The following is a 21,117-nucleotide window of genomic DNA, read 5'->3' on the forward strand; positions in this document are numbered from 1 at the left end:
ACCCCCGACCCCGCCGCCGCGCAAGCCGCGACGCCCAGCGCTCCCGCCGCGCCCGCGCCGCTGACCGACGTCGACGTGGCCGCCGTGATGGATCAACTCGTCAGCGAAAGCGGACAGACGTTGAACTGGCGTACGTCGATTGTCGACACGATGAAGGCACTCGGCGTCGACAGCAGTCTCGAACACCGCAAGCAACTTGCGCAGGAATTGAAGTACAGCGGGGACATGAACGACTCCGCGAGCATGAACATCTGGCTGCACAAGCAGGTGATGCAGGCGCTCGCGGCAAACGGCGGCAAGCTGCCGCCCGATCTGGCAAGTTAAGCAGGACGAAGCAGGCGTTTCGCAGTAAGCGAACCGCAGTGGAAGTCGCGCAGTAAAAATCACGCAGTAACAATCAAAGACTCAGTCCAGGTTGCCCGGTCGAAGCACGAAACCGGGCAACCGGAAACTTCTCCGCTCGGCAATCAATGCTCGCACAATCGACTATCGAGAGCGCGCACTGCACGCGCCCGCGACAGCACGATTGCCATCAGCCCACGTATCGAAACGCGGGTGACGGAACACATTGCGATGGAATAGACGCGGCTATTGCGCCGCGGTGAGCTTGAGTCCCGGCCGCAACGGCTGGGGAGACTCCAGAGGAGCCTTGCGTTCGTCCGATACCTGTTCGATTCCCTTTCTCGTGACTTCTTCGAGGAAGGTCAGGCGAGCCCGATAGTAGTCGGCACGCAGCTGTGCGTCGAGCACGAGCTGTTCGGCCTGAAACAGTTCCATGCGCAAGTTGTTCAGCGCGCGTTCGGCCTGTTTCTCGGGAGTAGGAGCATGTTGTGAAGCCCAGTTAGCAAGCCACCTTATCATGGTGAAGCCCTCCTTGAGTTCAATGCTCTGCTGCGACAAAGGCTATCAAATTATGGATGCGGCGTGTGTTAAATCGCTTCAGGCGTTGCTTATTGTGCGAGCTACCGTGGGTCGTCGCACGATCGACTTCACCGCCGCGCCTTGACTACTGATACCACAACACGCGCGAGGCGAAAAAAGCCCGCACAGCAAAGGCGGGCAATCCCACTCTCTTTGAAAGCGTGTCACGTGGATGACACGCCACAAGTTTAGAGCTCGTGCACCCCCAACGTCCGTGTGCTGGCGATCACTTTGCGCGAATATATCGATCTCCAATCATGCGTCGCGCGTTATTGCAGCTCTTGAAGCGCTGCCACATTTTTCGCAATGGCCCGCGCAAACTGCGCGATCTGCCGGCCCTGCTCGATCAGATCCATGGCGATCCGGAACGTGACCACGTCCGCCTTGTCCGCCAGCTGAAGCTTCGCGAGCACGACCTGACGCGCGGTCGCGGCGAGCTTGTCGATGCCGGCCTTCGCGTCGATGACCTTCGCGACCTCTTCCGGATCGCGCGTCTCGATCGTGCGGATCGCCTGCTCGAGATTGCGGATCACCGCCTCGGAAAACTGCGTGGTCGCCGCATCGCGCAGACGCAGCAGATCGATCTGCTGCGTCATTCGTTGTTGTCCGACCGTCATCAGCGTCGTGCCGACAATGCCGCTGATGCTCTCCAGATGACTCGTGACCTGCGTGTAGCCGACCACCTGCTGACCTTCTTCCTCCGAGTGCTGCCGCTGCGACAGGCGGCCGATATATTGAAGAATCTCGAAGGCCAGCCGGTCGCTTTCCTTGTCCTGATCGAGCATCTGATTGATCTCTTCCATCGTGCCGGTCGACACCATTTGCGAGCCGCGTTGCACAACGTCGAGCACCTGCGCGCCGAGCCGGGTCAGCTCGATACGCACGCGTTGCAGTGCAAGCGCCGGCACCGCCAGCGACGTCTCGTCGAGATACTGCGGATCGCCCGCGGGTTTGGCGGCCTTCGCGCGCTTCGGCACGACCAGTTGCGCGAGCCGCGCGATCGGACCGGCAAACCAGATCAGCAGCAGCGTGTTCGCCACGCTGAACAGCGTATGCACATTGGCTACCTGACGCGGCGCCTCGGCCGCGAGGCGTGCAAGCCCTTGCAGTTCCGGATGCGACGGCGATATCCAGCGCACGACCTCCGCCATCTGCGGAATCAGGAAGAGCGCAATCACGACGCCGAGCACATTGAAGATCAGATGCACGACGCCGACCTGCAACGCTTCCGGTGGCTTGCCGATCGAGGCGAGCAGTGCCGTGCCGCAGGTGCCGACATTCGCGCCGAGAATCAGCGTGATGGCGGCTTCGAGCGGCATCAAGCCCTGGCCGCTCAACGCAATCACGACCGCGAGCGTCGCCGCCGAGCTTTGCACAACCGCGGTGAAGACTGCCCCCACGATGACGCCGACGAGCGGATTGCGCATGTCCTGCATCGCGTCGATGAACGGCTGATAGGTGCGCAGCGGATGCGTGGACTCGCCCATCAGCTGGATGCCCATGAACAGCAGTCCTAGCCCCATTACGACGCGTCCGATCTGCCGCAGCAGCTCGCGCGGGGCAAACGCATGCAGCACGAAGCCGATCGACAGCATGTACGGCGTCAGACGCGAAACGTCGAAGGCGATGATCTGCGCGGTGACGGTCGAGCCGATGTTCGCGCCCATGATCATCGGCACCGCCTGGATCAACGTCATCAGGCCGGCGGACACGAAACCGACCAGCAGCACCGTCGTGATGGTCGACGAATTCAGCAGCGCGGTCACGACGGCGCCCGCCACCACGCCGCGAAACCGGCTTGCGGTCAGCACGCCGATCAGCGACTGCAGTTTCGATCCCGCGATCGCCTTCAGGCCGCCGGTCAAGAACTCCAGACCGAGAAGAAACAGCGCGAGGCCGCCAATCAACAGCCCGAAGATGCCAAGGAAGTTCAACCTGTCGGGATCGATGTCAGCAAGATAATCAGTCATCCTGATGTGCCTCTGATGATCACATGAATAGACGCGGGAGCGAGGGACGGCTTCGCGCCCCGCATCGACGACCGTGCAGGCAGTCTGCCGCACGGTGTCCGGGGCAGGTACTTAAGGCTAAAGCTAAGGGTAAGAGGAAGACGGCGCGCAGGCAAGGACGGGAGGGCGGCCGGCAGTCTCGAGCGACCCCGGAGTTCGCAAAGCATGCAACCCGCAATCGACGTAATTCATTGCCCCGTCAAGCAACGATTCCACCCCCTGATTTGGCAGTTAACCCGTAGGTGAAAATGCCCATCGTCCCAGCCGTTGGCCGCTGCCAATAATAGGTCCATCCTCCAATGAAACTTGCTCAATTCACCCCAAACAAGAAGGAGGACTTATGGCAAACCGTGTTGCATACGTAACCGGCGGCATGGGCGGTATCGGAACCGCCATTTGCCAGCGCTTGCACAAAGAGAACTACACCGTTATCGCGGGCTGCGGCCCGAACTCGGCGCGCAAAGCCCAATGGCTGGAAGATCAGAAAGCGCTCGGCTATAACTTCGTCGCATCGGAAGGCAACGTCGCGGATTGGGAGTCCACCGCGAAAGCGTTCGAGAAGGTCAGGACAGAAGTTGGTGAAGTCGACGTGCTCGTCAACAACGCGGGCATCACGCGCGACGGCATGTTCCGCAAGATGACGTTCGAAGACTGGGAAGCGGTGATCGACACCAATCTCACGAGCCTGTTCAACGTGACCAAACAGGTCATCGAGGGCATGGTCGGCCGAGGCTTTGGGCGCATCATCAACATCTCGTCGGTCAACGGCCAGAAAGGCCAGTTCGGGCAAACCAACTACTCCACGGCCAAGGCCGGCATTCATGGCTTTACGATGTCACTCGCGCAGGAAGTGGCGACCAAGGGCGTGACGGTCAACACCGTGTCGCCGGGCTACATCGGCACCGACATGGTCAAGGCCATCCGTCCGGAAGTACTGGAAAAAATCGTCGCGACAATTCCGGTACGGCGTCTCGGCACGCCGGAAGAGATTGCGTCGATCGTCGCGTGGATCGCGTCGGATCAAGCGGGCTTTGCGACCGGGGCGGATTTCTCGCTGAACGGCGGTCTGCATATGGGCTAGCGGGAACGGCGCCGCGTCGCGCGCGGCGCAGCCGTCTTCCGTTATGGACGTTGTCAGGTTCCGTGATGGTGGAGCGGCCGGCGCGAGCCGGCCGCCTCAGTGAGCTTATGACCAGAAAAGCGAGCCCTGCTCGCGCTGCACCCGCGAAGTCGCCGCGCACGCACCCGAAGGCTATGCTGCGCCCGATCGTACCTGCCAAAGCAGGCGAAATTTCGCTCGACTATCACATGACGCTCGAGGCATTACGCAGCGGCGCCGCCAACCAATATCACGTCGGCAGCATGGCGCAGGCCATTTACATGGCAATGCTGCTGAATCAGCGCGGCTATGGTTCGGCCGTACCCGAGCTGTTTCGCGACGCGGAGGGCGCGATTCTGCGCTGCCGGCAGGCGGGACTCGAAACGGGCATCTGCGTGGTCGATCACGACACCTACGCGCTACTCGGTCAGGTTCTCACGCTCTTCGATCAGCAACTCGCGGCGGCGCCAGTACGGGAGTTGATCGCGGTCAATGCGAAGCTGAAGACGCTGTTCAGCGCCGCCAATGGCCACTGCGACGGTAACGAGAACACCGCATGACGAGGCGCGTTGGCAATTACTTGCGCAATGCGCCGCGCACGCTCGACACATCGTTTCGCGTGACCGGTCCGGCCGCATTTCCCCATGTGGTCCGAACAAACGTGAGCACGCGGGCCATTTCGGTGTCCGTCAGCTTGCCGGCGAAAGACGGCATCTTGCGCGGCTCCGGTCCCGACTCGGTATGCGGACTGCCCCCGCCTTCGACCAGCAAGCGCACCAATGACGCGCTCGACGCCGACAACACCGCGGGGTTGCCCGCGAGGCGCGGATACTTGTTCGGCACCCCCGCCCCATCCATCTGATGACAGCGCGCGCAATACGATGCGTAAATGCCCGCGCCGGGTCTTTCCACATCCCCGGTTTTCAGCGCCCGTACGGTTTGCTGCGCGGCGGCGGAGCGGGCGTTGAAATAGCCGCTTGGCGCGCGCGGCGGCAGGCTCTTCAAATACGCGGCGATCGCCGCGAGATCGTCGTCGTTCAGGTACTGCGTGCTGTCTTCGACGACCTGAACCATGCTGCCGAACGGGATGAGTCCACCGCCGTGGCCGTTTCGAAGGAACTCGACGATGTCGGTCGCGGAACTGCGGCCGAGCCCCGAGCCCGGGTCGGCGCTCAGGTTCGGCGCGAACCAGTGATCGTTGGTGCCTCCCGTCAGATAGGCCGATGCCGACTCGTCATAGCCGCGCTCTTCGTACGCCGGTCCGCGCGGCGTGTGGCAGGCGCCACAATGGCCGAGCGATTGCACCAGATACGCGCCGCGATTCCATTGCGCATCGCGTTTCGCATCGGCTTTGAACTGGCCTTTCGGCGCGAATGCCCAGTCCCAGAACATCAATACCCAGCGCTGATTGAATGGAAACGGCAAGCGCGTTTGCGGGGCAGGCGCCGCGACCGGTTGCACGCCGTGCATGAAGTATGCGTAGAGGGCATGCATGTCGTCATCGGTGATCTTCGCGAACGACGGGTACGGCATCGCCGGATAAAGCCGCTTGCCCCCGGGCGCGATGCCCTCGCGCAACGCGCGTGCGAAGTCGTCATAGCTATAGCGGCCGATGCCGTATTGCGGATCCGGCGTGATGTTCGACGTATAGATCGTGCCGAACGGCGAACCCATGCCGAGGCCGCCGGCAAACGGCGGCGTTGCTTCAGGCGCCGCGCCCGGATGCGGCACGCGCGGCGCGGCGGTGTGGCAACCGGCGCAATCGGCGGCTTTGGCGAGATATGCGCCGCGCGCGACCTGCGCGGCGTCGGTGGAGGCGCTGGCGGCGTTTGCGGTCGCTGCTATCGTCAGCGGGCATGCGGCCGCGATGGCGAACCTGACCGCGTTGAGAACGTCGCGCTTCATCACCACCACCTGCACGGCGACACGATCGCGACCGCGGCATCCGTTGCGATCAATGCGAACAGAAACAGCGTGCTGCACATCACCGCGACGTGCGTCAGAAACCAGTCGAGTTCGGCACGCGTGCGGCGCTCGCCGTTCAGCGCACCGAACTTCAGTGGCGCGACGCGGCGCAAATTGCGCCACGCGACCCACGTGCCGAACGCGCCCGCGATCAGACACAAGGTGCCGAGCGCGACGAGCGCCGGACGCATCCACGACACGAGCGGCGCGCCGAGCGGATGGTTGTACGGATAGCAGGCCTGCGCCGCGAGCGCTTCCGCGAGCATCATCTGCAACAGCCACGCGAACGGCGCCGCGAGCAGACCGATCAGCACGTAGGGCATCGAGATGTGCGAGTCTCTGGGCGCTGTCGTCATGACCACTCCCGGAACAGATACGGCGTCAGATACAGCGTGCTGAAAATGAACAGCCAGACGACATCGACGAAGTGCCAATACAGCCCACCGACCGACAGCGCCGCGCAGCGTTTGTCGTCGAAATAGCCGAGCGCGGTCCAGATCGCCAGCAGCGTCAGCACGACGATCCCGACCAGTACGTGCGCCATGTGAAAGCCGGTAATCGTGAAGTACAGCGAACCATAGAGATGCGAGGTCAGCCCATAGGGGTGGTTGTGCCATTCGCGCAACTGAATGCCCAAGAAGATGCAGCCCAGCACGATGCCCACCGCCATCGACGCGACACCGAGCCGCAATCGCCGCCGACGCACGCAGCGCTCGCAGAACCAGACGAACACGCTGCTCGATAGCAGAATGACCGTGTTCGCGCTGCCGAGCCCGAGCTTCGGCAATCCTTCCGGCGGCCAATGCTGCTGGCTTTGCGAGGCCAGATACAGATACGAGAAGATCAGGTAGCCGAACAGCGCGCCTTCGGTCGTGATCAGCGTGAAGCAGCCCCACCAGCCGCTCGATCGCTCGCCCGCGCTGCCAACCGGCAACGCACGCGCGGTCTCGTCCGGTTCGCTCGACGAGCGATTGAGATCCAGTGCATCGCTCATGTCAGCCTCCCGCATCCTCGACCGCGACCGGCTCGCGCTGGATCAGCGCCCGCTCGGGCCACAGCCATGTGATGATCGAGACCGCGCAGCCGGCCAGCATCGCCCCCACGAACACCCAGGCGGTCAACGCGAGCCCCGCGAACAATAGCGCGGCAAAGACCGCGAGCCAGAACGGCGCGTACGAATCTTCGGGCATCTTCAGGATCACGTCGGGACTCGCCTCGAGCGCGGTCGTGCCCAACGCTTCGCGACCTTGCGCGAGCAGATAGCCTTCGTCGAGTTGCGAGCGTGTTTGAACCGCGTCGCCCGGCTCTTCGATCCGGCCTTCCCACAACGGATGCCGGCTCGCGAGCCTCGGCACCACCGCGAAGTTGTACGGCGGCGGCGGCGAGCTGATCGACCATTCGAGCGTCGGCGCGTCCCACGGATTGTTGCCGGCGACCTTTCCGCGCCTCAGGCTCACCGCGATATCGATCAGAAACAGCAGCACGCCGGCCGCAAACAGGAACGAACCGAGCGACGTGACGAGGTTCACCGTGTTCCAGCCCATGTCGGCGGGATACGTGTACATGCGGCGCGGCATGCCGAGCAGTCCCGCGATATGCATCGGAAAGAACGCGACGTTGAAGCCGATGAAGAGCACCCAGAACGCGAGCTTGCCGAGACGCTCGTTCGTCATCCTGCCGGTGAATTTTGGAAACCAGAAGTAGATGCCGCCGATCACCGGAAATACGTTGATGCCAAGCAGCACGTAGTGCAGATGCGCGACGACGAAGTACGTGTCGGTGAGTTGCCAGTCGAACGGCACCGCGGCCGTCATCACGCCGGAGACGCCGCCGATCACGAACAGCAGCACGAAGCCCGCGAAAAACAGGAACGGCACGCGATACACGGGGCGACCGGTCCAGATCGTCGCGACCCAGGCGAACGTCGCGACCGCGCTCGGCACCGCGATGACCATGCTGGCCGAGCCGAAGAACGACAGCGCGAGCGCGGGGATACCGGTCGCGAACATATGGTGAATCCACACGGCAAAGCCGACCACCATCGTCGCGACCGTCGCCAACGCGACCGGCCCATAACCGACCAGCGGCCGGCGGCAAAAGACCGGCAACGCATCCGACACGATACCCATGGCCGGCAACACGACCACGTAGACCCACGGGTGCGCGAAAATCCAGAACAGGTGCTGCCAGAGCAGCGGCCGCCCGCTATTGAGCACGTCGAAGAAATGCGTGCCGATGCGGCGATCCATCCACAGCATCAGAAACGCGAGGCTCACCGACGGCACCGCCAACAGATTGCCGGCCGACGCGGTCAGCGTGCCCCACACGAGCACCGGCACGCGATCGAGCGACATGCCCGGCGCGCGCATCCTCAGCAGCGTGACGACGAAGTTCATTGCGCCGACCGTCGTCGAAATGCCGAGCAGCACCATGCCCAGCGCGTACACGTCGATATTCGGGCCGTTGCTGTACTCGAGGCCGGACAGCGGCACGTAGTTGAACCAACCGGCGTCGGGCGCCTGTCCCGTCGGAAAACTCGCATACAGGAAGATGCCGGCGAACAGGAACACCCAATACGACAGCGCGTTCAGGCGCGGAAAGGCCATGTCGCGCGCGCCGAGCACGAGCGGCCATAGATAGTTCGAGAAGCCGGACAGAACGGGCAGCGCGTACAGAAAGATCATCGTCAGTCCGTGCATCGTGAACAGCTGGTTGTACTGTTCGGGCGTCAGCACCGTTGCGTTGGGGCGCGCCAGTTGAACGCGCATGATCAGCGCTTCGACGCCGCCCATCAGCAGAAAGATGAACGCGGTCACCAGGTAGCGCAAGCCGATGGTCTTGTGATCGACCGTCGAGAACCAGCCGCGCCAGCCGGGCCGCGACTCCCAGATTTCGCGCAGCCGCTTTTCCTGCTCGCTGCCGGGCTCGACACGGCCGCGCCGCGGCGTGCGGGTCAGCGCGGGTAGCGAAGCGGAAGCGGGATGATCGGACATTGAACGGGCTCCTCGAGTGCGATGCGCTTCAATGCAGCGTCGCGAGATACGCCGACAACGCGGCGGCCTCGCTGGTGGTCAGCGCGATACTGGGCATCAATGCATCGGGTTTGATCCGCTGGGCGTGCTCGATCCAGTCGAGCAGGTGGTCGGGCGTGTTGCTGAGCGCGCCTGCCGCGATCGTGCGACGCGAACCGAGATGCGTCAGATCGGGCGCCTGCACGCCAGTCGCCTTGGTGCCGCGAATCGTGTGGCAACCCGCGCAGCGCTCCTCGAACAGATGCTGGCCGGCCGCGACGGCCGCGTCGCCCGTGGGCACGGTGGCCGCGCGTCCCTGCGCGTCGCGCCACGCGTTGAACACCGCGGCGTCCTGCGCGATCACTTCGAACGCCATATGCGCGTGCTGCGCGCCGCAGAACTGCGAGCACTGCCCACGATAAATACCGGGACGGTCCGCCTGCAGCCACTGCTCGTTGGTTTGGCCTGGAATCGTCTGCGTCTTGCCCGCGAGTTCCGGTACCCAGAATGCGTGCACGACGTCCGCGCTTTTGAGCTGAATCTTCACCGGCTCACCGACCGGAATATGAATCTCGTTCGCCGTGGTGAAGTTGCGGGCGGGGTTCGGATCGTCGCGGTAATCGGCTTTCCACCACCAGTCGTAAGCGGTCACGGTGATCGTCAATTGCGGATCCGACGCGGGCGACGCCACCGATTCGAGCGTGATCAATGCATAGACCAGCATCGCCAACAGCACGACCGACGACACCGCGGTACCGATGAACACCCAGCGGATGCCGCCGGGCTCGGCGCTCAGCGCATCCGGTTGCGCCGCGGGACGCTTGCGGACCATCGCGCCGATCAACAGGCCAGCGACAATCAGCGTGACCAGCGTCACGATCGCGGTGAAAACCCAGCCGAGGTACAGCGTCGGACGAGCCGCCGGGCCAGCCGCGTGCAGGAAGTAGTTCAGCGGCGCCACCGTGTTCGCGTGTGCGGAGTTGGCGAAACCGATAGCCAGCGCCGGTAACAACGTGACGCTGCCGCGCGTGACGCGCCGGCCTGACGTTCCGGATGCTTCCGCTGCTGCCACTGAGAACCCCGCTGACAGTGATGACCTTTCGACACGCGCCGTCCCCTGCGAACGAGGCGACGTCCGAGCACATCAGCAAAAATCAGGCCGCGTCTGCCGAGGGTGCGGGCGTGAGGTTCGCGCTGACTTGAATAGGTCAGCAGAAGGTTGCATTCGCTCGGTTATGCGAACGCGTAGACGAGTTGCTGCGTAGGCAGGAATTGTCGGTGCGGAAATTTTTTCAATAATGGCCTTCTCAAAATAAATTGCCTTTAAAATGGCCGCGCGGCATAACTGAACTATTTTTCTTATATCACACTTGTCAGTCGATATGGAGGACTGATGCTTCAATGCTCATTCAAACTGAATAATAAGCCAATGAGCGAATTTCGCATTGGCGCTCTATCCTTTCCTGCATACTCGGGGCAGGAGAATTATATCAATAAGGCTGTTGGAATGTGCACGCCGAAGTATGGCGCTATTCCCGTCGGCAGATATTACATCTTCGACAGAAGATCCGGAGGCATTCTCGGATCATGGAAAGATCGGCTTAACCTGAATGGCAATAACAAGAGCGAATGGTTCGCGCTCCACGCTATCGACGGCGATATTGATGACGATGAGCTCTTGTGCGACGGCATCGCTCGTGGCCGATTTCGATTGCATCCAAAGGGAAGATTGGGGAAGAGCGAGGGCTGCATAACTATCGATCAACTCGCGGACTGGCGTCATATCCGTTCAATACTTTCCGATACGCCGAAAGTCTCAGTTCCCGGATCGAAACTTAAAGCGTACGGTGAAGTGACGGTGAGATGAAAAAGCTCCTAATCTGCCTCGCGGTCGGTTTCGGCTTACTGCTCGCAATCTTTGCCAATGCGCTGTGGTGGATGATGAATCCCGAAGCGCCCTTGAACTTTTCGAATCCGATATGGAAATGGGCGGTTCGTATGTATGGGGTCACGACGGCATATCAAAAATCCGACCTGGCCTTCCTCATGTCGTCGGCCGCAATCGTGCTGGGGTTCGCCGCAGCTGTGCTGGTTTTCCGGCGGAGCAGGAAGCGTGGTCAGCGAAAGCTTGACGACTAGCCATCTCACGGTGGAAATAATCGCTGTTGGCGCGGAAATTTTTTAATAGTGGCTTTCTCAAAACAAATCGCCTTTAAAATGGCCGCACGGCATCACCGAACTATTTCTTATTTCACTCTGTCCAGTCGATATGGAGGACTGATGCTTCAATGTTCATTCAAACTGAATAATAAGACAATGAGCGAATTTCGGATTGGTGCACTATCGTTTTCTGCTTACTCTGGGCAGCAAGGTTATATCAATAAGGTGGCTCTAACGTGCACGCCGGTTTTCGGCGCCATACCGGTCGGCAGATACTATCTTTTTGATCGAAGATCGGGCGGGAAGCTCGGCCCGTGGAAAGATGCGCTCAACCTGAACGGCAATAACAAGAGCGAATGGTTTGCGCTCCATGAAATCGACGGGGATATCGACGATGACTCGGTCCTTTGCGATAACATCGTTCGCGGCCAGTTTCGTTTGCATCCAAAGGGGAGATTCGGTAGGAGCGAGGGGTGCATAACGATCGACCAGCAAAGTGATTGGCAGCGTATCCGCTCGATACTCACCGATACACCGAAAGTATCAGTACCCGGGTCTGAACTTAAAGCGTACGGCGTAGTGACGGTGGCATGAAAACAATCCTGCTCTGTCTAGCTGTCGGCATAGCTTTCGTGCTCGCAATCTCTGCTAATGCAGTCTGGTGGATTTGGCATCCGGATACGCCCTTGAACTTTTCGAACCCGATATGGAAATGGGCGGTTCGTATGTATGGGGTCAAGACGGCGTATCAAGAATCCGACTTGGCCTTCCTCATGTCGTCGGCCGCAATCGTGCTAGGGTTCGCCGCAGCTGTGCTGGTTTTCCGGCGGAGCAGGAAGCGTGGTCAGCGAAAGCTTGACGACTAGCCATCTCACGGTGGAAATAATCGCTGTCTCAGCACCAAAAGTTGCGCCTGAAGCCCGCCGCCCAGCGGGTTTCGCGCGGCTAGCTCCGCTCGCACGTCCGGTCACCCAGCCTTGGAAACCGTGTCATGCCATTGACGGCGCTCAGCGCTTTCGGCAAGGCTTCTTGCACTCGCGGACTAAGAACATCCTTCAAGGCAGTTTTGCCTTGGCACGGTCCCACCATGACGGCGGTAGCTCAATTTCTCCGTCGTCGCCTTCCGCCGATGTGTCGTATATCAGATCGTCCACTGTCCAGAAAAGCCGGATTCGCCCGGGATATCGATAAACTCGCGCGGCGAGCAATTCTGCCGTAGTTGCGCGGTACAGCCTCAAGGCGATCCGGTCGCGAGGCAGATATGCATACCTGGCGATGTATTTCCCGTCATCTGATTTCTGATCGTGAAATGTGGCTCCTGTCATTTGCCTGACCGCGGAACGATAGTGGACCGCTCCGAGCGCGATAATTACACTCGTCGTTACGATGAACACCCTGGCGGGAACCGATCGCAAGGCCTTGCTCCTGAAGACATTCATTGATCAAAAATGCACGACGATCGACGACACGCGGTATAGCGTCTCGCTCCAGATTCAACGTTCGTAAACCTACTGATGATCGGAATGCGGGAGCACTGCTTTCTAGCCACCTGACATTAATAGCTAACTGACAGTTCGAAAGAAATCAGAGCACGCCCAAACGGGGCGTCCATTCACGATCTTCCTTGACGCCGAGCGACACGCCCGTCACCGCTCAACGTTCGCCCAACCACAAAAGGCCATGCGTTCGAACGTCTCTCTGCTCCGCCGCCTCGCCGCCCTGCTGATCGCCCTGCCCGTCGCCGCCGCTCTGCCAAGCTGCGCGAGTCCCGATGCGGACAACGTCGCGCACACCGGCCCGTATCGCGCCGATATCCGCCGCACCGCGCTCGGCATTCCGCACATCAACGCCGACAACTGGGGCAGCCTCGGCTACGGATACGGCTACGCGCAGGCGCAAGACAATCTGTGCACGATGGCCGAAAGCTTCGTCACCTATCGCGGCGAACGCTCGCGCTTCTTCGGCGCCGACGCGCGGCCCACGCTCGGCGCGACGTTCGGCCAGCCCAACAATCTCAATTCGGATTTCTTCTTCCGTTTCATCGTCGACGATGCGACCGTCGCGCGTTATCGCAAAAGCCAGACCGACGACATGCGCGCGTTGATCGACGGCTTCGTCGCCGGCTATAACCGCTACCTCGCCGATCTCGCGCACGGGGATTTCCCGGGCGCGCATGCGGCCTGCCGCGCGGCGCCGTGGCTCGGCAAGATCAGCAACGCGGACTTGTACCGGCGTCAGATCGCGGCGAATCTGGCCGGCGGCGAGGCGCGCTTCATCAACGCGATCGCGACCGCGCAACCGCCCCAGCCGATGCCGGTGCCGCCGCAAAGCGCGTGGCACGACGACGCCCCCGTCGACCCACCGCTCGCGGAATTCGGCGGCCATACGGGCATCGGCAGCAACGCTCTCGCGTTCGGCGCGGACGCGACGCACACCGGTAGCGCGCTGCTGCTCGGCAATCCGCACTGGTTCTGGACCGGCCCCGATCGCTTCTACCAGGCTCAACTCACTATTCCTGGCAAGCTGAACGTCAGCGGCGTGTCGTTTCTCGGCGTACCGCTGATCATGATCGGCTTCAACGACAACGTCGCCTGGACCCATACCGTCTCCACCGCGAAGCGCTTCGGCCTCTTCAAGCTGACGCTCGAACCTGGCGCGCCAACCCGGTATCAGGTCGACGGCAACAGCGAAGCGATGACGCCGACGCGCGTGAACGTCGAGGTACGCGCCGCCGACGGTTCGCTGCATACCGTGTCGCGCACGCTGTATCGTTCGCGCTTCGGAGCGCTGGTCAATCTCGGCACGATGTCGCCCGCGCTCGCGTGGAATGCGCAGCAGGCGTTCGCGCTGCGCGATATCAATACCGACAACTTCCGCGTGTTCGAAAACTTCCGCGCATGGAATCAGGCGGCCTCGCTCGACGATTTCATCGCCATCCAGAAGAAGAACGCGGCGGTGCCGTGGGTCAACACGCTCGCGATCGGCCGTGACGATCCGCGCGTCTGGTACGCGGATATCGGCGCGACCCCGGACGTGCCCGACGAACTCACGCAGCGTTGCACGCCGCCGGTCGGCCGGGCACTGGCGCGGATCATGCCCGGCGTGCCGGTCCTCGACGGTTCGCGCAGCGACTGCGACTGGCGCGACGAGCCCGGCGCGGTACAGCATCATGCGTTGCCGGTCGCGCAGATGCCGTCGTTGCTTCGGCGCGACTATGTCGGCAATTTCAACGACAGTTACTGGCTCAGCAACCCGGCCGAACCGATGACCGGCTATGCGAAGATCATCGGTGCGACCGCGACGCCGCAGACGCTGCGCACGCGACTGGGCCATACGATCGCGGCGCAATTGCAGAGCGATCCGCATGGCGTTTCCGCCGACGCGCTCGGCCACGCTGCGCTCGACAGCCGCTCGATGTCGGCGTTGCTGTTCAAGCAACCCGTGCTCGACCGTCTGTGCGGCAGCGACGCACTCGCGGCCCTGCCGGCCGGCCCGAACGCCGACCCGCAGCGCGCGGCGTGCAAGGTACTCGCCGCATGGGACGATACGGCCGCGGCCGACGCAGTGGGGGCAACCTTGTGGGACGAACTGTGGCGGGGTCTGCTGACGATACGGCCCGCGCAGCTATACGCGGTACCGTTCGATCCCGCGAAGCCGTTGACCACACCCGCGGGCATCGCCGCCGATCCGGCGCAGCTCGCCGCCGCGCTGCATGACGCGCTCGCGGCACTGCAACGCGCCGGCATCGCGATCGATGCACCGCGCAGCGCGGCGCTCTACGTGCAACGCAACGACGAGCGCATTGCGCTATTCGGGGGTTGCGACGCGGGCGGCTATTTCACCTCGGCGTGTGCCGCGCATCCCTTCGATGCGAGCGGCTATTCGATGAACGTCAAGCCAATGGGCGACACCTATCTGCAGATAGTGTCGTTCGCCGGCGCTCAGGTGATCGCGCGCACGCTGCTCGCACCGTCAGAATCGGATGACCCGGCGTCGCCGCACTATGCCGACGGGACGCGCGATTACGCGGCCCAACGCTGGACGTTTATTCCGTTCTCCGAAGAAGCGATTGCGCACGATCCGGCGTTGAGTGTGCGCACGGTAAGTTCGTCGGATTCTGAGGGAAAAGCGCAATAAATAAGCGGGACGACGGGCAACAGGCCCGTCGTCCCGCAGAAAATCACAGATCGAGCACCAGCAGCGGCGATTTCGCGCGCGAGCAGCACGGCAGGAACTGGTCGTTTGCCGCGCGTTCCTCGTCGGTCAGATACGAATCCAGATGATCCGGCTCACCGGACAGCACCCGCGTCAAACAGGTACCGCACACGCCCTGCTCGCACGACGTGATCACTTCGACGCCATGCGCGGCCAGCGCCTGCACGACCGTGCATTCGGGCGGCACGTCGATCGTCGCGCCGCTGCTCGCGATGCGCACCTGGAAGCTGCCGCCCGTCGCCGCCTGATTCGCGGCCGCGCCGAAGAACTCGTAGTGCAGCCTGTTTTCCGGCCAGCCCTTCGCGCGCGCGGTCTCGAGCACGAAGTCCATGAAGCCGCGCGGACCGCAGACATACAGGTGGGTGCCGGCCGGCGCATCGCTGAGCGTGCGCTCGATATCGAACGTCGAGCCGCCCGGATGGTCATCGTGATGAAGCTGGACCGCCTTCGCGAAGCCAGCTTGTGCAAGACGCTCGACGAACGCCGTGCGTTCCTTCGAGCGCGTGCAGTAGTGCATGTCGAACGAAGCGCCCGTGGCGGCAAGCCGCTCGGCCATGCAAAGAATCGGCGTGACGCCGATCCCGCCCGCGAGCAGCAGATGATGAGCCGCATCGTCAGCGAGCGCGAAATGATTGCGCGGCGCGCTGATCTGCAGGCGATCGCCTTCGCGGACCAGATCGTGCACCGCTTTCGATCCGCCGCGTCCCCCTTCGTCGCGCAGCACCGCGATCAGATAGCGATGCGTTTCGCGCGGATCGTTGCACAACGAGTACTGACGCACGAGCCCGTTCGGCAAATGCACGTCGACGTGCGAGCCGGCGTCGAAGGCCGGCAACGCCTGAGCGTTTTCGCTCGCGAGTTCGAAGCTTGCGATACCGAGCGCTTCGTCGCGCCGGCGCGCGACCACCACATTCAGCACGGGATGATTCATGTCGCCGTCCGCACGGGAATGACGCGCGTCACTTCAGCCTGCGGCGCGCCCGTCTCCGCGCGTTCCTGCGCGACGAGCCGATCGATCACGCGACGCGACATCACGCCGCCCGCATCGATATTGAGCTTCAGCAGATTGCGCTCGGGCCAGCGCAACAGGTTCTGCTGCTGACGTTCGAGCATCTCCAGATCTTCACTGAAGATCTTGCCCTGCCCTTCGCGGATGCTCGCGGTCAGCGCCGCATCGTCGGGACGGAAATTGCGCGCCATGCCCCAGAAATACCAGATCGACGTTTCCGTTTCCGGCGTGATGAAATCCACCACGATCGACGACGCTTTCTGGTCGGCCGGCGCGTGATAGCCACCATGCCCGGCATGCGCGACGCCTACCTCGATCAGCACGTGACTCGGCGGCGTGAAGTGGCAGATCTGCCAACGGTCGACGGGCACGTCGTCGGCGAGACCATTGCCGCGCAACGCCATCTTCCAGAACGGCGGCGCCGCGACGTTTTCCATGAAACGGCTCGTGCGCACGGTATCGCCTTCGGCCACGGTTTTGGGCGCGGCTTCGTCGATTTCCTTTTGCCCGATGCTGTTGGCGTGCACATAGGTCTCGTGCGTCAGATCCATCAGGTTGTCGATCATCAGCCGGTAATCGCAGCGGATGTGATAAAGACCGCCGCCGTACGCCCATTCGGCACTCTCGGCCCACTCCAGATGATGCAGCTTGGCGGCATCGGCCTGCGCCGCATCGCCGGGCCACACCCAGACGAAGCCATAGCGCTCGATCACTGGATAGCTGCGAATCGATGGAAAGCCGTTGACGCGTTGCCCCGGCATGCCGGTCGCCTTGCCCTGACAGCCCATTTCGAGGCCGTGATAGCCGCACACGAGCGTGCCATCGCGCACGAAACCGAGCGACAGCGGCGCGCCGCGATGCGGACAGAAGTCTTCGAGCGCCACCACGGCGCCTTGCGCGTTGCGATAGAAAACCATCGGCTCGCCGCAGATCTGCCGGCCGAGCGGCTTTTCCGCGACTTCATCGGGCGTACATGCGACGTACCACGCATTCTTGGGAAACATGTCAGTCTCACTCCCTGGATTATTCATGGATTGCATTCAGCCTACTCATTGAGATTCAGTGTACTCAATGCGTCTTTAATGATTAAATGAAGGTTTTCCCCTAGACGAACTTTCAATCAGGTAACACGAACGCCGGTTCGCCATTTCCATTCGCAACGAAAAGGCGCGAGGTCTTCAGAACTAATATGGTCACTTCAACCGATACCAGCACTTCCGCGATCAGCATCGATCTGTACGACCAGCCCGGCCATTTGATCCGACGCGCGCATCAGATTTCGGTGTCCATGTTTCATGATCTGATCGGACGCGAGGTGACGCCCGTTCAGTATGCGGTGCTCAGAATGCTGCAGGAATTGCCCGGACTCGATCAGGTCACGCTCGCGCAGCGAGTCGGCCTCGACACGTCGACCACCGCCGATATCGCGGTACGGCTCGAAGCGAAAGGCTGGATCGTGCGCGAAGTTCTGCCGCGCCGCCAGCGTCGTCTATTGCTGACGCCGGCTGGAGAGCAGTTGCTCGATGAATTGATCCCCGGCGTCAACGCGCTCAATCACGGCCTGCTCGACGGGATGGGAGACGAGGATGCGCGAGAGCTATTGAGACTGTTGAGAAAGTTCGTGCATCTGAATAACGATCAGAGCCGCGCGCCACTGCGCAGCGCGAGCGACGACGCGAATCCGAACTAGCAGACAGCGCGCTCTCCGTACTACGACGCCACCTCCACCACGATCTTGCCGCGCACGTGGCCTTTCGCGAGCCGTTCCAGCGCCTTGGCCGTCGCATCGAACGCAAACCGTTCGGCGACCACGACACGCACGCTGCCCTTGTCGAGCAACGACGCGATCTCCGTCAATTGCCGGCCGTCGGGTCGCGCGGTATAACGCGTGGCCCGTGCGCCATGGCTCGACGCCTCGGCCTGCGACGGCTCGTTGAGCGTCGAGACCAGCGCGCCACCGGTCGCGACGGCCGACCACGAGCGGCGCTGCGTATCGCCGCCGATCAGATCGAACACGAGGTCGATGTCGCGCGCGACGTCTTCGAAGCGCTGCGCGTGATAGTCGATCACGCGATCCGCACCGAGCGAGCGCACGAACTCGATGCCGTCGCCGGACGCCGTAGCGTACACTTGCGCGCCCTTCTGCTTGGCGAACTGCACGGCGAAATGTCCAACGCCGCCCGCGCCCGCATGGATCAGCACGCGGCCGCCGGCTTCGAGGCAGCCGTGATCGAACAGGCCCTGCCATGCGGTCAACGCGGCGAGCGGCACGGCGCCCGCGGACCCCACATCCAGTTTTTCCGGCGCACGCGCTAGCGCGCTCGCGGACACGACGACGAATTCCGCGTACGCACCCTGTCCCTGGCCAACAAAGCCATACACCCGCTCGCCCGCGCGCCATTGCCCGACGCCCTCGCCGACCCGTTCGACCACTCCGGAAAAATCGCGCCCCAGTGTATAGGGCAGCTTCTCTTCACGAATCAACGGGTACTGGCCCGAGCGCGTCTTCAGGTCCACCGGATTGGCGCTGGCCGCGCGCACGCGCACCAGCACCTGGCCGGCGCCAAGCTCGGGGATCTCGATCTTCTCGGCCTTGAACACCTCGGGACCGCCGAAGCGGTGAATGCGATATGCGAGCATCGTGCTCATGATGGCCTTCTCCTTGAAAGGTCCTGTGTCAGCGGCGCTATTTTGCCGGCTGCACGCAAGCCGCGTTCCTCATCGCGGGTTTCTTTTTCATTCGCACGACGTGCGCCGCTGGAAAACGCAACACGAGCCCGCGCGCCGAGGCACGACATATGCGACACGTAGCGGTAGGCGCGCAGTCGTATGTACTCATTCAAGGAGGAACCATGTCACAGCACCCCGCCCATTCCCAGGATCACCGCCACCCCGGTCAGCCGAATCTCGCTGACGTCGAAAAAGCACTCAGTGGTGTGAATTATCCGACCACACGCGAAAAGCTGGTCGCGCAGGCGCGCAAAAATCACGCGAATACCGACATCGTCGATCTGGTCGACCGTCTGCCCGATCACAATTTCGACAGCCCGGCCGCGGTGGCGAAGCAAATCGCGCGTATTCAATGACGCTGCGATCCGTCGAGTCGGAGCCGGACTCCGAACCCCATTCCGCCGGACCCGACGCGCGAATGAAGAAAACCGGCGATGTGCGTATCGGCATTTCCGGCTGGCGCTACCAAGGTTGGCGCGGCAGCTTTTACCCAGAGGATCTCAAACATGCAGCGGAATTACAGTACGCGTCGGCGCTATTCGGCACGATCGAAATCAACGGCACGCATTACAGCCTTCAATCGCTCGATAGCTGGCAGCGTTGGTACGCGCAAACGCCTGACGGCTTCGTGTTTGGCATCAAAGGCGCGCGCTATCTGACTCATATGCTGCGGTTTCGCGATGCGAGCGCACGTGTCGGCATCGCGAACTTCTTCGCGCAGGGGCTACTCGCGTTGAACGAAAAGCTTGGTCCGATCCTATGGCAATTTCCGCCGTCGTTCCGCTTCGAGCCCGAGGCAATGGAGCGCTTTCTGAGCGTGTTGCCGTCCGACATCGCGAGCGCATCGGCGCTGGCGAAGCACCATGATGCGCGTGTCAAGACGCCTTATGTCGACATCGATCGCAAGCGGAAGTTGCGTCACGCGGTCGAAGTGCGCCACGCGAGCTTTGTCGATCCGGCGTTCGTGACCTTGCTTCGGCATTACGGCGTCGCGCTCGTCGTTTCAGATTCCACCGAACCGTGGCCCGTCGCCGAAGATCTGACGGCGGACTTCGTCTATATTCGCCTGCACGGCAGCGAAGCCAAATACTACGGTGCGTATGGGGACGACGCTCTGCAACGATGGGCCGAGCGAATCGATGCATGGCGCGGCGGCTCCCAGCCTGCCGACGCGCGATTGATCGCGCCGCAACTCCGGCCGCCTCGCCGAGCCGCGCGAGACGTCTACTGCTACTTCGACAACGATGTAAAAGCTCGGGCGCCGTTCGACGCACAACGATTGATGAAAGGCCTCGGATTACGAGCGACGCACGCGCCGGCGTCATCCTGAGCGCTTGCCGCCGTGGGCCAGCTTCTGTGCGGTGCGCAATGCCGCGACGATTCGCTCGTACACCTCGCGACGCGTTTCAGGGTCCGGCGCGCGCAGCGCAAACGACGGATGGTACGTCGCGACCACGCGTTGCTCGCCGCGTTCGAGCGTTTTGTCGAACGCGTCCTGCAAGCGCGCGTGCGAGTCGTGAACAACCGCTTTCAACGCAGTCGCGCCCAGTGCCACGACCACGCGCACATGCGGCATGTCGAGCTCCTGCTCCAGCCAGTAGCCGCAAGCATCCACTTCACGCTGAGCGGGCGTTTTGTGCAAGCGACGCTTGCCGCGCGCGATCCAATTGAAATGCTTGACGGCGTTCGTCACGTAGACGTCGTTACGCTTGACGCCCGCTTGTTCGAGCGCGCTGTCCAGCAACGCGCCGGCAGGCCCGACGAAGGGCTTGCCCTGCAGATCTTCCATGTCGCCGGGTTGCTCGCCGACCAGCACGATCGACGCATGCCGCTGCCCTTCGCCGGGCACGGCCTGAGTCGCATTGCGCCAGAGCGCGCAACGGCGGCAATCGTCGAGCTTCGCCGGATGCTGATCGGGTTCGACATCCGCTGGCTCCGATTGCGGGTCGCCATGCGCGCGCTTTTTCTGCGGCCTGTCGGTCATGGGTACGACCGCGC

Annotated in this window: 21 protein-coding genes; 10 read left to right on the forward strand and 11 right to left on the reverse strand. The window is 62.4% G+C overall.

Annotation, left to right across the window (positions count from 1 at the left end; genetic code table 11):
* Nucleotides 1–324, forward strand: a 324-nt coding sequence (locus tag F6X39_RS23135; RefSeq protein WP_187618254.1) for a DUF3597 domain-containing protein, incomplete at its 5' end; no start/stop codon positions are given.
* A gap of 264 nt (nucleotides 325–588) precedes the next feature.
* Here F6X39_RS23135 and F6X39_RS23140 read toward each other — a convergent pair.
* Entirely contained in the window at nucleotides 589–861 is a 273-nt protein-coding gene (locus F6X39_RS23140; protein WP_084754487.1) for a hypothetical protein, read from the reverse strand.
* 329 nt (nucleotides 862–1,190) lie between these two features.
* On the reverse strand, nucleotides 1,191–2,891 hold the full coding sequence (locus F6X39_RS23145; protein WP_187618255.1) for a Na/Pi cotransporter family protein: 1,701 nt from the start codon (nucleotides 2,889–2,891) through the stop codon (nucleotides 1,191–1,193).
* A 379-nt stretch (nucleotides 2,892–3,270) separates the two neighbouring features.
* Here F6X39_RS23145 and F6X39_RS23150 point away from each other — a divergent pair, with 379 nt between their 5' ends.
* Together F6X39_RS23150 and F6X39_RS23155 are read left to right on the forward strand one after the other, a co-directional pair.
* Nucleotides 3,271–4,011, forward strand: coding sequence for a 3-ketoacyl-ACP reductase (locus F6X39_RS23150; RefSeq protein ID WP_187618256.1), 741 nt, complete (start codon nucleotides 3,271–3,273; stop codon nucleotides 4,009–4,011).
* A 173-nt stretch (nucleotides 4,012–4,184) separates the two neighbouring features.
* Complete coding sequence (locus tag F6X39_RS23155) at nucleotides 4,185–4,589, forward strand: Fis family transcriptional regulator (RefSeq protein WP_187618257.1); 405 nt, start codon at nucleotides 4,185–4,187, stop codon at nucleotides 4,587–4,589.
* A 16-nt stretch (nucleotides 4,590–4,605) separates the two neighbouring features.
* Here F6X39_RS23155 and F6X39_RS23160 read toward each other — a convergent pair whose 3' ends face one another.
* The 5 genes from F6X39_RS23160 to coxB are packed head-to-tail and all read right to left on the reverse strand — an operon-like array spanning nucleotide 4,606 to nucleotide 10,077.
* Nucleotides 4,606–5,934, reverse strand: a complete 1,329-nt coding sequence (locus F6X39_RS23160; protein WP_187618258.1) for a c-type cytochrome — start codon at nucleotides 5,932–5,934, stop codon at nucleotides 4,606–4,608.
* A complete protein-coding gene (locus F6X39_RS23165; protein WP_187618259.1) occupies nucleotides 5,934–6,350 on the reverse strand; it encodes a hypothetical protein in 417 nt (138 codons plus the stop codon). The genes F6X39_RS23160 and F6X39_RS23165 overlap by 1 nt, the downstream gene beginning before the upstream one ends.
* Nucleotides 6,347–6,988, reverse strand: coding sequence for a heme-copper oxidase subunit III (locus F6X39_RS23170; RefSeq protein ID WP_090810416.1), 642 nt, complete (start codon nucleotides 6,986–6,988; stop codon nucleotides 6,347–6,349). The genes F6X39_RS23165 and F6X39_RS23170 overlap by 4 nt, the downstream gene beginning before the upstream one ends.
* A gap of 1 nt (nucleotide 6,989) precedes the next feature.
* Nucleotides 6,990–8,987 (reverse strand): cytochrome c oxidase subunit I, encoded by a 1,998-nt coding sequence (gene ctaD / locus F6X39_RS23175; protein WP_187618260.1) that lies wholly within the window; start codon nucleotides 8,985–8,987, stop codon nucleotides 6,990–6,992.
* A 28-nt stretch (nucleotides 8,988–9,015) separates the two neighbouring features.
* Nucleotides 9,016–10,077, reverse strand: a complete 1,062-nt coding sequence (gene coxB, locus F6X39_RS23180) for a cytochrome c oxidase subunit II (protein WP_410450281.1) — start codon at nucleotides 10,075–10,077, stop codon at nucleotides 9,016–9,018.
* A 321-nt stretch (nucleotides 10,078–10,398) separates the two neighbouring features.
* On the opposite strand from coxB, the gene F6X39_RS23185 reads away from it, so the two are divergent.
* The 4 genes from F6X39_RS23185 to F6X39_RS23200 all read left to right on the forward strand — a co-directional run bounded on the left by F6X39_RS23185 (nucleotide 10,399) and on the right by F6X39_RS23200 (nucleotide 15,302).
* A complete protein-coding gene (locus F6X39_RS23185; RefSeq protein WP_187618261.1) occupies nucleotides 10,399–10,872 on the forward strand; it encodes a DUF2778 domain-containing protein in 474 nt (157 codons plus the stop codon).
* Nucleotides 10,869–11,144 (forward strand): hypothetical protein, encoded by a 276-nt coding sequence (locus F6X39_RS23190; protein ID WP_184064801.1) that lies wholly within the window; start codon nucleotides 10,869–10,871, stop codon nucleotides 11,142–11,144. The genes F6X39_RS23185 and F6X39_RS23190 overlap by 4 nt, the downstream gene beginning before the upstream one ends.
* Nucleotides 11,145–11,285: 141 nt before the next feature.
* A complete protein-coding gene (locus tag F6X39_RS23195) occupies nucleotides 11,286–11,759 on the forward strand; it encodes a DUF2778 domain-containing protein (protein ID WP_187618262.1) in 474 nt (157 codons plus the stop codon).
* A gap of 1,086 nt (nucleotides 11,760–12,845) precedes the next feature.
* Nucleotides 12,846–15,302 carry a penicillin acylase family protein gene (locus F6X39_RS23200; protein ID WP_187618263.1) on the forward strand — a complete coding sequence of 819 codons (2,457 nt, stop codon included), beginning with the start codon at nucleotides 12,846–12,848 and terminating at the stop codon, nucleotides 15,300–15,302.
* Between the two features lie 43 nt (nucleotides 15,303–15,345).
* Here F6X39_RS23200 and F6X39_RS23205 read toward each other — a convergent pair whose 3' ends face one another.
* Nucleotides 15,346–16,311 carry a PDR/VanB family oxidoreductase gene (locus tag F6X39_RS23205; RefSeq protein ID WP_187618264.1) on the reverse strand — a complete coding sequence of 322 codons (966 nt, stop codon included), beginning with the start codon at nucleotides 16,309–16,311 and terminating at the stop codon, nucleotides 15,346–15,348.
* Nucleotides 16,308–17,393 carry an aromatic ring-hydroxylating oxygenase subunit alpha gene (locus tag F6X39_RS23210; RefSeq protein ID WP_187618265.1) on the reverse strand — a complete coding sequence of 362 codons (1,086 nt, stop codon included), beginning with the start codon at nucleotides 17,391–17,393 and terminating at the stop codon, nucleotides 16,308–16,310. The genes F6X39_RS23205 and F6X39_RS23210 overlap by 4 nt, the downstream gene beginning before the upstream one ends.
* Before the next feature lie 185 nt (nucleotides 17,394–17,578).
* Here F6X39_RS23210 and F6X39_RS23215 point away from each other — a divergent pair, with 185 nt between their 5' ends.
* On the forward strand, nucleotides 17,579–18,079 hold the full coding sequence (locus F6X39_RS23215; RefSeq protein WP_090809135.1) for a MarR family winged helix-turn-helix transcriptional regulator: 501 nt from the start codon (nucleotides 17,579–17,581) through the stop codon (nucleotides 18,077–18,079).
* A gap of 20 nt (nucleotides 18,080–18,099) precedes the next feature.
* Here the strand turns inward: F6X39_RS23215 and F6X39_RS23220 are convergent, their stop codons facing one another.
* Complete coding sequence (locus tag F6X39_RS23220; protein ID WP_187618266.1) at nucleotides 18,100–19,038, reverse strand: NADP-dependent oxidoreductase; 939 nt, start codon at nucleotides 19,036–19,038, stop codon at nucleotides 18,100–18,102.
* Between the two features lie 203 nt (nucleotides 19,039–19,241).
* Here F6X39_RS23220 and F6X39_RS23225 point away from each other — a divergent pair, with 203 nt between their 5' ends.
* Nucleotides 19,242–19,475: a DUF2795 domain-containing protein gene (locus F6X39_RS23225; protein WP_187618267.1), complete on the forward strand. Its 234-nt coding sequence runs from the start codon at nucleotides 19,242–19,244 to the stop codon at nucleotides 19,473–19,475.
* A gap of 62 nt (nucleotides 19,476–19,537) precedes the next feature.
* Nucleotides 19,538–20,449 carry a DUF72 domain-containing protein gene (locus F6X39_RS23230; protein ID WP_187618268.1) on the forward strand — a complete coding sequence of 304 codons (912 nt, stop codon included), beginning with the start codon at nucleotides 19,538–19,540 and terminating at the stop codon, nucleotides 20,447–20,449.
* Here the strand turns inward: F6X39_RS23230 and F6X39_RS23235 are convergent.
* Nucleotides 20,441–21,103, reverse strand: a complete 663-nt coding sequence (locus tag F6X39_RS23235) for a UdgX family uracil-DNA binding protein (protein ID WP_187618269.1) — start codon at nucleotides 21,101–21,103, stop codon at nucleotides 20,441–20,443. The genes F6X39_RS23230 and F6X39_RS23235 overlap by 9 nt on opposite strands.
* Nucleotides 21,104–21,117: the final 14 nt, after the last annotated feature.

Source organism: Paraburkholderia sp. UCT2 (genome assembly GCF_014397665.1).
Taxonomy (GTDB): Bacteria; Pseudomonadota; Gammaproteobacteria; order Burkholderiales; family Burkholderiaceae; genus Paraburkholderia; species Paraburkholderia tuberum.